This window comes from Ruegeria sp. AE3 (genome assembly GCF_056542225.1).
On sequence record NZ_JBQFZL010000028.1, the window covers coordinates 1 to 12,386 of the forward strand.

Below are 12,386 nucleotides of genomic sequence, written 5' to 3' on the forward strand. Positions count from 1 at the left end.
TTTCAAACAGACAGGGAATGCGTAGAGATGGCTTTTTAGATTAATAATTCCGTTAACGTTCGGTATAGGCCAAATCCTGCTCCCGCAACCAAAAATTCCAGTCAGATATCAAACACTTAGCGTCCCAAGGGGCGCTTTCTGCGTTTGGCCCTGCCGAACCCGGTGCTACAACGGTGCTACGCCAAAGAGCAAAGAACAGCTATCAAAGCGTTCTCATTCTGGCGCTTCCTGAAGCCGAATCTTACCCCATCATGAAAACCAACCCGCAGTTTCCGTCTGCGCTGTCAGCACCGTCAGCCATAACCCGAATGTCCGGTTCGAGCCCAAGGCGGTCGATCGTCAAATCATGTACACACGAGCTCAATGATTTAAATCAAAGTCACATTCAGTAAATGTAATATCTCTGTTTCTCCAGATTTTGCCTTTTGGGGAGGAGAAGCGATGGGACTGTTGAAATTGATTTCGAGGTATCTGGCTACACTTACAGTGCTGATCGGTTTGGCGTCATGCGCGGGCGTTCAAGATACCACTGCAAATGCTTCGCTGCAAAGCGCATCCAGCGGAGGCGGAGTCCTTTCTTCAGTCTCACCGCGCGCCTTAAATGTTCAACCATTCACAATGGTACGAGGCGTCGGAGTACTACCCGGCAGAATTGGTGAACGGACAACCGTCGGAGGCGTCACAATGGGCTATGTGACGTTAAACCCTCCGCCGGAGGCATTGTTCACAGAGGCAATCAAGTCTGAGTTATCGGCAGCTGGGCATAGCGTGACCGGCGGGCAGACAAAAGTGTCTGGTGTTGTGGAACGGTTTGCACTCAGCACGCCCGCAACTGCAACCCATTGGGACGTGACAATAGACGCCGCGCTTAAGGTGTCTGTAGGCGGCACGACACGCGCCTATTCGGACGTTTGTGTTTCTCGCACGTATGCTTGGCCTTCTGACAAAATGATTGCCGACTTGTCCAGCAAATGCGTCAGCGGGATCGCAAGAAAATTTGCCGGAGACAGGAGCATCGCCAATGCGCTGTGACCGGAATCCTTCGAACTTGATCGCCTACCATTCAAAAGCAATTTTGCTGTGTTTGGTTGTGACGTTGTCAGCATGTGCCGCATCTCAGGTTGGAGTTCCAGCCGGTGCGAAATCAAAGTATCAATCGATCGCCGTAATCCCGCGGGTAAATGACAACCTGCTATCTGTATATCGCCCAAACATGGCAGAGCTTGAAGTTTCAATGTCTCGATTGGGATGGGACGCCGCAGCCGGAACAGGACAGATTTCCAATGAAATCCTTGGGCGCACCGGGGCCTCGGTTGCTGTCACGCGCGACGAAAATAGCGCCGTGGCCAGAGCTGCCGACGCTTTGATCGTTTTGCAACAAACGCCTCTTGATCAGTATGGACAACAGTACACACCCGGACAGGATGTGTTGCTCAGTTCGGTCAGTATTGCGGCTGCCGCTGCTGCAGGAGGTATGGCCTACATCATAATTGATGATCCGCGACGTTACAGTTCTCGGTCAATACTTGAAGTAAACGGTAGCGACGGAAGCGGACCCAATCACTGCGCTATTGGCATAACCCCTGTATTGCTGAATGCAAAAACGGGTGAACTGACCAAGCAAGGAAGGCCGTTAATGGGTGTTGAAAAGCTACCAATCCAGCTTGCAGGAGGTACTTGGGAACGATTAACCCCGGCCGAAAAGTCGAATGTGCGCGCGTACTGTCAGTCAGCTCTGAGGCGGGTCGTCTCGCAATCATTCGTAGAGCTCGACATCGTCCAGTAACTTTGGACCAAGACTTGCTGTGACCGATAACAAAATAAGGAAAGCAACATGACAATTACACTCAGAATTGCATTCGGCGCAGTTGCACTTGCTGCTGTGGTAGCATGTGGTCCGCCGGACAGTGTGCTTTTAAATGATGGCTACGAAGTTGTCCGGACGGAGGGTTCGACGAGCTGTTTGTTTAAGGCCTCAAACCGCCCGGACACATCAAGAATCCGTCCAGCCTTCCGTTTCCCGTGCTCTACGAAATGATCGACGGCATCACCGTCCCGACCCTGCTGAACAACCCATCGCCTGAGTTGCTTGCCCCCTTTGTTGAGGGCGCAAAACGCCTTGAGGCCGAGGGCGTTCGCGCCATTACGGGAAGTTGCGGGTTTCTGGCTTTGTTCCAAAAGGAACTCGCCGCAGCCGTTTCCGTGCCTGTCTTTGCATCGAGCCTGATTCAGGTGCCCCTCGCCTTCCATATGACCGGAGCCAAGGCCCCGGTGGGTGTGCTGACTGCAAATGCGTCAGCCTTGACACCAAAGCATTTCGAAGGTGTCGGAGCCGCCGGTATTCCCGTCGCGGTGCAAGGATTGGAGGACACCAGCGAATTCGCTGAGGTGATCTTGCGGAATACACGGACCCGCATGGACACCGATGTGATCGAGGCCGAAGTCCTTGAAGCAGCACGGCGACTAAAACACCAAACACCGGAAATCCGGTCGCTGGTACTGGAGTGCACCGATTTGCCGCCATATTCCGCGCGTCTTCAGAAAGAGCTGCAGCTTCCCGTTTTTGACCTTACGACATTAGCACAAATGGCGCATTCTGTAGCGGTCCGGGTACCTTACTCTGGTATGATGCCGTGGCAACGCTGACTGCGTCGTGCTTTTAGTGGCGAGAATTGAATTGGATCACCGTTTCGTCAAAAGACGAACGCGCCCGATTCTGGGCTCCGGTTCTGAAGGTGTAGACGCCCGCGCTGGCCTCGGTGTGCCATCTTAGGTTTGCAAACAACCTGAATGGAGGCGTTTATGGAAAATATTAGTATGATTGGCCTGGATTTGACGAAGAACGTTTTCCAGGTGCGCGGAGCGGATGGATCAGGTTATCTTGTTCTTCGGAAGAAATTGCGCAGGGGTCAGGTCCTTGAGTTCTTCGCAAAGCTGCCGCGTTGCGTGGTTGTAATGGAGGCCTGTGCCAGTGCGCATTATTGGGCGCGCAAGATCAGTCGCTTGAGTCACGAAGTCAAGCTGATCCATCCGGCCTACGTGAATCCATTCGTCAAATGTCAAAAGAACGATACGGCCGATGCGGAAGCGATCTGCGAAGCCGCGAGTAGACCAACTATGCGCTTTGTTGCCGTGAAAAGTGAAGAGATCCAGGCGTCCGCAATGGTTCTGCGGGCCCGGGAGTTGCTGGTTCGGCAGCGGACGTTCGCTGAAATCTGCTGAACGGCAGAGTTGCGGACCCAAGCCGCCCTCTGATGGTATCGCTTGAATGTCTGCGTTACATTGGAGCGGTCGTCGCCTAGAACAGCTTGCAATTCTATCGCGACAGAAACCCGAATAGTGGATGTCCATGTCCGACACAATCCTTGCTGCTGAACCAACTATCCGCCTTATTGCCTTCTTATCCGTCCTGGCGGCGATGGCACTTTGGGAAGTGGCCGCACCCCGGCGAAGACGGGATATTCCGCGCGTTATCCGATGGACAAACAACCTTGCGCTCGTGGTGCTCGACACCGCCATCCTGCGGCTGACCTTTCCAATCCTCGCAGTTGGTCTCGCAGCTATGTCCGAGGATCGCGGATGGGGGCTCTTCAACAACATCGAGGCGCCGGTTTGGGTTGCCATCGTGGCCTCCATGCTGCTTCTCGATCTCGCAATCTACCTTCAGCATGTGATGTTCCACGCCGTACCGGGGCTTTGGCGTCTGCACCGGATGCATCACGCCGACCTCGATTTTGACGCGACCACTGGCTTGCGTTTCCATCCGGTAGAAATTCTCATCTCGATGGGGATCAAGCTGGCGGTTGTAGCAACCTTGGGGCCGCCCGCTGTCGCCGTGCTCCTGTTCGAGGTGATCGTGAACGCTACTGCGCTCTTCAATCACGCAAACATTGACTTGCCGCGTCCGGTGGATCGAATACTTAGATGGATCGTCGTCACTCCAGACATGCACCGAGTCCACCATTCCGTTGATCCAAGCGAGACCAACTCGAACTTTGGGTTTAATCTACCGTGGTGGGACCGACTTCTAGGCACTTACGTTGCGCAACCCGAGATGGGGCATAAGGGCATGGAAATCGGCATCGAGCAGTTTCGCACACGCCGAGACCTCTGGCTCGACCGAATGCTGATTCAGCCGCTGCGCGGCCCGGCGAGCGGAGGTGCCCTCGACACCCCGAGCCAACGGAAGCGATCTTCATCTGTCTCGTCCGGGCAAACCAAGCTTGGCACTGACCAAATAGACCAATAGCGTTGAGACTGTAGCGCGTGGCGTCTGTCCCGCTGATCCCCAGGGCGTCGCGGGCTGGTTTCGCAACCGCGAACTTACGCCCCGACGGATCGTGCATGAAAGCGGAATGTTGTCGATCTTGTTGCAGCGCGGCCTCGCCGGTCTCGGTCTGCCTGCGACCTGCATTGTTGCCCTCAAGGCGCACAAGAGCTTGTCGGCACGGCTCAACAAGTCTGACGCCACCTATGCCGAAGGATTGGCGCAGCTCGCCCGAACCGGCTGGTTCACTGCGGTGCATATCCGCAGCGAAGAGGTCGACCGGCTGCGATGCCTTGTCGGTGCCCTTGAAAGGCTGATCCGGCAGCGCAAGGACCTCGAAGGTCACATCCGTGGCGTCCTCAAAACCTTCGGCATCCGCATGATCGGTATTGGCCATTCTCCATCGAATTTGGGTCGATGGCACCGTATTCCGGCTCGACGCTGCACTGAACATGGACTGATCGTCTGTTAATCCACCTGTTGCCTGCCTGATAGCAGGCCTTCGAGGTCTCGCAGGGACGTGGTTCCGATGATGTCGTGGTCTGGACCGTCGCTGAATCTAGTCATGCACGCCTATGAGATGGGCACATCGGAAATACATCGAACCAGCATCATGTTGGCAGCCGTCGCGCTGACCACGACCCGAAGCATGTACCCCAAGGATCTCAATCGAAGGCCGTGACAGAAAGCAGAGCGGACACTAACAAGGTAAAGTTACACCGCCATGGCGGATCAATCATGCTACGCAAAACAGCTTGACTGGGACGGCTCCGTTACCGAAGTCCTGACCCTAATGGCTTCGCAGAGGTGAGTGCGAGTTGGCCGCATTACATTTACCCAAATGCTCATTGATCCTTGTCAAGATTTGCGTGGGCAAGAAGTGGTACAGTCACTGGTAATTAAGGGGGTGCTCATGGAAGAGTTGGTTGAATTCGGAAGATCATTCGTCCAGGCCATGCGTAAGCGCAGGGGCCTTGGAAGTGTTGATGAAATGTATGCTGAAAACGCACAGTCGATAGAGGCAGTTGTGCCTCCAGTTCGCCAATTCCGCGTTGCAAAGGGTCGAGAAGCCATAAAGGGAAAAAGAGGGGATTGGTTGGCATCGCACGAAATTCAAGAACTAGACGTGGATGGCCCCTACGTCCACCCACCCAACCGCTTTGGAGTGCGCTTCAGGGCTGAAGTGGTTCAGAAGGCTACGGGTGAGCGTATGACCCTGCGCGAGATCGCAATGTATTCGGTGGCAGAAGGCAAGATTGTGCTGGAAGAGTTCTTCATGCTGCCTAAGTAAGAAGAGCGACTAACAACATCGTCTATTTGTTGGTTTAATCAGTGCGCATGGCTCTTGGGCGAATTGAAATTCCGGACGGAGGTCGGGAATGCAACACAGAACAGTGGCATATTATGTAGGAGTTGATGCTGACGACGCGTCGATTTTGGAATGCGCTGAAACTGCCCGTATTCAGAACGGCCACTTGATTTGTGTAATGATCGCGGCTTTACCTAACCTGCCTTACGTAAAGTATGGATCAAACAGGTTCGTTGAGGGGGGTCTTCCCTCAAACTGGTTGGATGTTCTTAACGCGCAAAATGCCGCCTTGATGTCCCGCGCCACTGAAGTTGAAGCGTTTCTGGTCGAGCAGGGCGTACCGGCAAATGTAATCGCCTTTATGGGATCTGGAGCAGAGTTACAGCATCTTGTGGCAGGACAAGCAAATTGCTCTGATATCGCTTTTCTAGACGCTGAGTTGCGAAAAGACCCCGATTTATTTCACAAGATCGCGTGCGGAGTGTTGTTTCATTCGCCGGTCCCCCTGATGATCAATGGAGATCCGTTTGCCCAACGCGACTGCATTTTTTTGGCATGGAATGATAGCCTGCCTTCGTCTAGGGCTGCGCATTTAGCTTTACCCTATTTTCTGGCGGCCAACGAAGTTGTGATTGGGTGTTTTGATTTGCCGTCGCCTGATGACGTAAAAGATCAAGTGCCCGGAACTGACATTGCTGGATGGCTCAGCCATCACGGTTGCAACGCGACCGTGTCGCAGTTCCCATGTGGTGGGGCTTCGATCGAACACTGCATTCAAGAACGCGCAAGAGAATTGGGGGCCGACCTCGTTGCTATGGGCGCTTATGGGCATTCTCATTTGCGTGAGTCAGTTTTTGGGGGAACGACGCAAGCAATGTTAGAGCAGACGAGGTTGCCAGTGCTTTTCGGACACTGATTAAACGAACCGGCGACTGTGATTTGCTGGGAGCCATAGCTAAAAATGTTCACCTGCAAATGCGGGAGCAGCCAGTTGCTATTAGGAAATCGCTTGAGATTGATGCTGGTTTGCCCGACTGTTTCAGCTAAGGAAATCTATTACAATTGACGTCAGTTCGTCCCAGTCAGTAAATTCCCGTGCCCCATCTTGTGGATCGATTTTTCGACCTAGCAAGACAACGTGCTTAAGGACCTCCCTCTCAAAATACCCGTAGTTCTCGGGCCTCAACGCGCCTGCGATCAACGCCGTCGCATTCGGTTCAAAACCTGTTCGCATAAACATTTCGTTGAGATAGTCGCGTGCTTCTTCTCGACCTGACGCGAAAGAAGCTTTTAGACCAACGGAAAGCACGAGAGACTTTCGTTTAGTTAGGGCATCTCTGTTTGAAGTGACAAAAGCCTCGAATGACTCGGGGTGCCTACGTTCGTGGACAGGGGCCAGAAGAACAACCTTGACCACACCGTCAAGCGATACGTGGCCAGAGAAATCATCGGTATTGATCAGGTTTGTTTTGAAACCGGCATTCTTCGCGACATTACAGATGAAACGCGCAATCTTTGCTGTGTGGCCTTCGACGGTAGCGAAGGCGATGAGTACGGTCATTCCGATCCTCCCAAAATCGGCCTGAATAGATTTTTTATTATGAGTAAGTGGCGAGCGTTGCCCTTGATCTCCATCAAAGGCGTTTCTTGGGAGCATATCGGGATAGTTGTGGTACGTAATTGCTGTCCAAGCGGAGAATGATTTTGAGGAAGTTCGCGACGACAGCTATTTCCAAGAGAACTTGCTTGTTTCGGCTGACAATTTTGAAACTAGCAAGGCCAAATGGTCCGTTTTGCTATCTTAAGGAAAAGGTCAAGGCAGCGGTGAAAATTGTAAAACTGATACACCACACCGAGAACTTCACCTGTTGGCGCGCGGGCAGGTTTCTGAGCAATCTAATCATAGTCAAACCTTTCAGACAAAATCCGGTAGGACGCGGTGCCCCGTGCGATTAGGTGATCTTCGACGACGTCCATCATGGCAGGGGGGCCGCAGAGAACATAAAGCCAGCTTTCAAATTGCTTAGAAGATAAATTGCGGTCCAATAGGGGACCGTCGACCAAACCTGTTTCTCCGCGCCAATCCTTTGGCGGTTCGGATAGAACAAATACTGTATCTTCCTTGGATAACTCCTGGCGATAAGCAATCTGTTCCACGACCCGGTTGCCATAGATAAGCTTGATATCGTGCCGTGTCCCACTCGCCCTTGTCTGACGCAAAATGCTCAGCATCGGCGCGATCCCGACGCCACCTGCGATCAGTACAATGCCTTTCTCAGGACGGTGGTCGATCGACAGATTTCCGTATGGGGCGTCCAGATAGACCGGGGTTTGCGGAGCGATCTTTCCGAGGCCGCATGTGAAATCCCCAAGCTCCTTGATCATGAATGAAACTTCGGGTCCTTCGGCCGGTGCAGAACTAATCGAGAATGGGTTCTCGTGTAGCGAGAAGGCACTGTGGCCGACATTTAGCCAAGCAAACTGCCCTGCTTTGAAGGTCAGTCCGTTGTGACCATCGGGCTTGACGCGCAACTCCCATTGCCTCGGTGTTAGTCGACACACAGAAGTGACGTGCCACGGCCTTTTCCTCTGACGCAAAGGACGAACGAGATAGACATACAGTGAAGCTCCAACTGCAATACTGGTCAGGGCAAGCCAGAGATACGTCAATAGCGGATGCCCACCGTAGCGCCCAGCATATACCGTGTGGTGCAATAGCAGGCAGGCAATCCCCAAGGCTCCCAGCCCGTGTAAGAGGCGCCATGTCTCGTATTTGTAATCAAGGGATTTACGGGCAATTGCCGGGGCGACCAGAATGAACAGTAAGAAATAAGCGCCGATGCCAGATACCAGCGCAGAAAAGTCGGTCGTAATCGTAAGTTGGTGTGTTTCATCCCACGGGCGGCGTCCGCCAGAAGGCGTTCCCTGATACAGCAGCGGGTGTATAAGCGCAAAGCCGAGTGCGGTACGCGCCATCAACTGATGCACCCGCATGGTCACATCCATACCCAAACTACAAGAGATGAACCGGAACCGCCCAGACAGGACGAACTCCACCAGGATTATTGAAAATGCAAGCATTCCAAGCCCGGACCCGAGATCTTGATGAAATGGTCGCGGTGGCCATCCCAAGGACCAAGAAAAACCCAAGGGAGCCAAGATCAGCAAAACGTAAATCAGCGCCAGATACGGCCATTTCATACGGCTTTGTTCCACTGTGCTAAAGGTAGGCAACTCGGGCTCATTCAGGATAAACGCTAAGCTGACCTGGGACTCCGATCAAGCCTACTGAGATTGGTCTTAATTTCAGCACGACATGGCAAGTTTGTTGGCTGACGGTTCTTGTTTCTGTTGGCTCAGCCGGTTCGTGCGATTTGGCAAAAGCTGAAGCTGCATGCTTGCGCAAGATCAAGGTTCTTAACCGCGTTTTCTGTCATAATGTTACGCGCGCGAAATCCGACCAAAGGAGGAGGTTCAAAAAATGTTAGAAGACAAAAAGTCCCCGCAACTTTTCACTGGAACGCATCCGCTCCCAGACAATTTTCGACGTGAAATGGAAACCCTGATGTCGCGTTTTTTTGGAGCAAGATCACCTTTCCTACCAATGGAAACGGCTGCGCAACGCACGGGTTTTCCGTCTCTTGATATGACGGGTGCAATTTCACCGGCGATTGATATCCAAGAAACGGATTCTGCGATTATTCTTACGGCTGAATTGCCGGGGCTCGAAGAGGATGACGTCGAAATTGAAGTCAAGGACCGCAGGCTAATCCTGCGCGGTCAGAAGAAGATTGCGCATGATGAAACGGGCGATCTGCGTGTCAGCGAAAGAAGCTATGGCAGCTTTTCTAGAGCCATGACGCTGCCAGACACCGTGGAAATCGACAAGGTTTCAGCAACATTCGACAAAGGCGTTTTGCATATCGAAATGCCGAAGACTAAGCCTCGGGATCCAAGTCGTAAGATAAAGGTATCGTCGAAATAGACGGCCTGCTGGTTCGCAGCTGTCCTTAAGCATGACAGCACTGAGGGCCGATCATCGGTCGGCCTTTTCGAGTTGCGGACCTATAAGTGTTATTGGTTGAATCCGGGCAGACATCGTAAGTGTTTGCAATTATGCTGTTTCTGAGCACTCGTACGTGGCCATACGTTTGGTGTTGCAGCGTGGTAGAATGTCTTCACGCGATTGGATAGGCGTAGTGCTGATCCTGCTGTTCGCTAAACCGTCCGCCAGACTTGTCGAGGCGCTGTTACCCGACAGAGGTGCAGAGTTAACTAGATCTCTAGATCCTCTCATTCCTGGGATCCTAGAAATAGCTGTGGAAACAACAAAAGCTAAAGTCGAACAAATTGTAAGGGCCGAAGTGGCACACCTTCGGTCATGTATGGGGACATCTCAGCCAAACGGAATCGACTTTGTGGGGGGACAACGTTGAGACTGCTGTGTCCGAAGCGCGCTCGTACATAGACAAGATGAAACTGTTCAGCAGGTCCGATTTAGAGATATCCAGTATCAAGGGTATGTACCATATCCTCGGTCATCTTGATTGGCTGCTCTACCGGTGTAGCCAAGATTATCGGATAATCGAGTTGCCGAAGGACCGGCGTTTGAAACGGCTTGCTTCGATGATAGTTCCAGAAACTGACAGTTACTTGGAAACCGACTATCCAGAGAAACGTGAAAACACGCTGAACCGTGTTCGCCGTTTTCTACGACGGAAAAGGAAGCTTCGCAGAGACTTGCTCATTTCCGACGTTGCGACTGACAGCCTGCCAGACGGAGTGGTATCGGCTCGGTTGCGTGCTCTCAGATGGTTGCATTGAGTGTCTTATCACCTTTGGCAGAATTCTCAGGCATATGAACGTATCGGAAGGAGCATCATCTGTGGACGCAGGTGGTGAGGTCAATGTCGAGATGGCGCAATTGGATGTTCGCCTGGATTAGATTTGGCGCGTGCTCAAACTCTATTCCAATGAAACGCCAATGTTCTTACTGGAGTGAATAACATGAGCAAGGTCAAAGAAGTTTCCTTGGGATACTGTTTAATTGAATCTTCATCAGAGGTAGGGAATTGGAGGAGCATATGCAGTTTTTTCTAGGAATTTTATTGGCTTTGTTCACCACGGCACCTGCACTGGCGCAGGACGTCAATGTCAGTGCCGGAAGTGATTTGTACCGGAAGTATTGCTGGCAATGCCATGGTTTCGAAGCAACTGGGGATGGGCCGATGGCCGAAATGCTTGCTATTCGAACACCCGACCTCACCAAGCTGGCGAGTGAAAACGATGGAGTGTTTCCTATAGGCCGAATAGCTGAACAGATTGATGGTCGTTCACAATTGCTCGCCCATGGGGGCGAAATGCCAATCTTTGGTGCGGTGTTTGAGACAGACCAACAAATCGCGTTAGCTTTGCCTAATGGGCAACCAATGATGGTAGGCCTGCCGTTGGCGAATTTGCTCGCCTTTCTTGAATCGATCCAGGCTGAATAGTCACTGACTAATCTGCTAATCTGTATCAGCCGTGTGTTTGATAGACATGAGAGTCAATGGCGGCCCTACCACTTCGAAGGCCACAGTACTGGCTAAGGTAAAGGCCAAGATGGACGCGGCCCAATTCGGAAATTGCTCTCCGGCTACAAGGGCCATTCCAACCGCGACACCGGCCTGCGGCAGCAACGCGGGACCATACCAGGGGGCCTGACGGCGAGGCAGGCCCCCAATTCTTGCCCCGCAATAGCCCCCAACTAGGCGGGACACTATGCGCAGGATCAGGAAAAGTGCACCGACCCAGCCCATCAAGCCAAAGGCTTCAATATTCAACGTTGCGCCAGCCAGCAGGAAGAAAAGGATCATAAATGGCCACTGAATGTGCTCGATTTCATGAAAAGCACGGTCATGATGGCGGGCCAGATTCCCGATAACTGCGCCCACAACCATGCCTGTTAAAAGGAACGAAACTTCCAGCCATAATGAAAGACCTGCTGTAAGAAAGACGATTCCCACCGCTTCGGCTTGCATTGGCTCCCCCGGGTTTAAGCGACCAGTTAGGTAAGCGGACGGTACGCCTAGTGCTGCACCCAATAAAATGGCGCCCCCAAAATCCCACATCGCCGTGATCGTGACCGTGGCCAAACCGTCAGAATGACCGGCCAGAACCAAGGCGATGCTGAAAACGATCAGACCCCAAGCGTCATCAATTGCGACAACGCCCTTTAAGGTCTCGGTGAAGCTGTTGGACACTCCAGATTGTTTGATTACGTCAGTCATGGCGGCCGGAGCCGTAGCTGTGGCAATTGCCGCCAGCACCAACGCTAACCCGAAGGGTACGCCAACTGCAGTTAGTCCAGCCGACACGATAAGAAAGGTCGCAATTACAATCGATATCGAAATCGTCAGAATGGCACGGCCATGCCGAACCAGGTTCTCTCGGGTTAAAGATCCTCCAAGAAGAAACGCGACCATCGTCAAGGCCACAATGGATACCTCGTCGAACCAAATGGCAACGTCGAGTGGGATCAACCCCATCCCGGCGTTCCCTGCGATCAGACCGAGGAAAAGTAAGGTTGTAACACGAGGAAGATGCGTGGCCCTGCCAAGCTGGTCGGCCGCCAATCCGGCAAGGAAGAGGACACCAAGGGTAATCAGAAAGCCGGCAACGTGCATAGAAAACCAAGCGTTAAGTTCATGTCTAGACTACTCTAACTCCAACTCCGCCTACTAGGGTCAGGATGCATTGATTTCCCGAGCGCTGCGTGTTTCACGGCTCTGAAAACAGAGCGGTGACATGAGCAATCCTTTCTGGCTGACC

At 52.6% G+C, this 12,386-nt stretch carries 12 protein-coding genes and 1 pseudogene; 10 read left to right on the forward strand and 3 right to left on the reverse strand.

Features of this window, described 5'->3' with window-relative positions; genetic code table 11:
• The first annotated feature begins 684 nt into the window (after positions 1 to 684).
• From ACR0NZ_RS20160 to ACR0NZ_RS20195, 8 genes and pseudogenes are all read left to right on the forward strand, one after another.
• A complete protein-coding gene (locus ACR0NZ_RS20160; RefSeq protein ID WP_480521435.1) occupies positions 685 to 1,032 on the forward strand; it encodes a hypothetical protein in 348 nt (115 codons plus the stop codon).
• 16 nt (positions 1,033 to 1,048) lie between these two features.
• Positions 1,049 to 1,786 (forward strand): hypothetical protein, encoded by a 738-nt coding sequence (locus tag ACR0NZ_RS20165; protein WP_480521437.1) that lies wholly within the window; start codon positions 1,049 to 1,051, stop codon positions 1,784 to 1,786.
• 206 nt (positions 1,787 to 1,992) lie between these two features.
• The gene (locus tag ACR0NZ_RS20170; protein WP_480521457.1) at positions 1,993 to 2,646 is read left to right on the forward strand and encodes an aspartate/glutamate racemase family protein; all 654 of its coding nucleotides are present in this window, start codon (positions 1,993 to 1,995) and stop codon (positions 2,644 to 2,646) included.
• Positions 2,647 to 2,802: 156 nt separating this feature from the next.
• Positions 2,803 to 3,204 (forward strand): annotated as a pseudogene (locus ACR0NZ_RS20175) (IS110 family transposase); the annotation flags it as partial.
• A 145-nt stretch (positions 3,205 to 3,349) separates the two neighbouring features.
• On the forward strand, positions 3,350 to 4,249 hold the full coding sequence (locus ACR0NZ_RS20180; protein ID WP_480521439.1) for a sterol desaturase family protein: 900 nt from the start codon (positions 3,350 to 3,352) through the stop codon (positions 4,247 to 4,249).
• Between the two features lie 91 nt (positions 4,250 to 4,340).
• Positions 4,341 to 4,739, forward strand: a complete 399-nt coding sequence (locus ACR0NZ_RS20185; protein WP_480521441.1) for an IS110 family transposase — start codon at positions 4,341 to 4,343, stop codon at positions 4,737 to 4,739.
• A 441-nt stretch (positions 4,740 to 5,180) separates the two neighbouring features.
• Positions 5,181 to 5,558 (forward strand): SnoaL-like domain-containing protein, encoded by a 378-nt coding sequence (locus tag ACR0NZ_RS20190; protein WP_480521443.1) that lies wholly within the window; start codon positions 5,181 to 5,183, stop codon positions 5,556 to 5,558.
• A gap of 88 nt (positions 5,559 to 5,646) precedes the next feature.
• Complete coding sequence (locus tag ACR0NZ_RS20195; RefSeq protein ID WP_480521445.1) at positions 5,647 to 6,492, forward strand: universal stress protein; 846 nt, start codon at positions 5,647 to 5,649, stop codon at positions 6,490 to 6,492.
• A gap of 123 nt (positions 6,493 to 6,615) precedes the next feature.
• On the opposite strand, the gene ACR0NZ_RS20200 is transcribed toward ACR0NZ_RS20195, so the two are convergent.
• Positions 6,616 to 7,137: a flavodoxin domain-containing protein gene (locus ACR0NZ_RS20200; RefSeq protein ID WP_480521447.1), complete on the reverse strand. Its 522-nt coding sequence runs from the start codon at positions 7,135 to 7,137 to the stop codon at positions 6,616 to 6,618.
• A gap of 335 nt (positions 7,138 to 7,472) precedes the next feature.
• On the reverse strand, positions 7,473 to 8,777 hold the full coding sequence (locus tag ACR0NZ_RS20205; protein ID WP_480521449.1) for a ferredoxin reductase family protein: 1,305 nt from the start codon (positions 8,775 to 8,777) through the stop codon (positions 7,473 to 7,475).
• 280 nt (positions 8,778 to 9,057) lie between these two features.
• On the opposite strand from ACR0NZ_RS20205, the gene ACR0NZ_RS20210 reads away from it, so the two are divergent.
• Together ACR0NZ_RS20210 and ACR0NZ_RS20215 are read left to right on the forward strand one after the other, a co-directional pair.
• Positions 9,058 to 9,561: an Hsp20/alpha crystallin family protein gene (locus tag ACR0NZ_RS20210; RefSeq protein WP_480521451.1), complete on the forward strand. Its 504-nt coding sequence runs from the start codon at positions 9,058 to 9,060 to the stop codon at positions 9,559 to 9,561.
• Between the two features lie 1,099 nt (positions 9,562 to 10,660).
• Positions 10,661 to 11,068, forward strand: a complete 408-nt coding sequence (locus tag ACR0NZ_RS20215; protein ID WP_480521453.1) for a c-type cytochrome — start codon at positions 10,661 to 10,663, stop codon at positions 11,066 to 11,068.
• A 15-nt stretch (positions 11,069 to 11,083) separates the two neighbouring features.
• On the opposite strand, the gene ACR0NZ_RS20220 is transcribed toward ACR0NZ_RS20215, so the two are convergent.
• A complete protein-coding gene (locus ACR0NZ_RS20220) occupies positions 11,084 to 12,241 on the reverse strand; it encodes a cation:proton antiporter (protein ID WP_480521455.1) in 1,158 nt (385 codons plus the stop codon).
• Between the last annotated feature and the right edge of the window lie 145 nt (positions 12,242 to 12,386).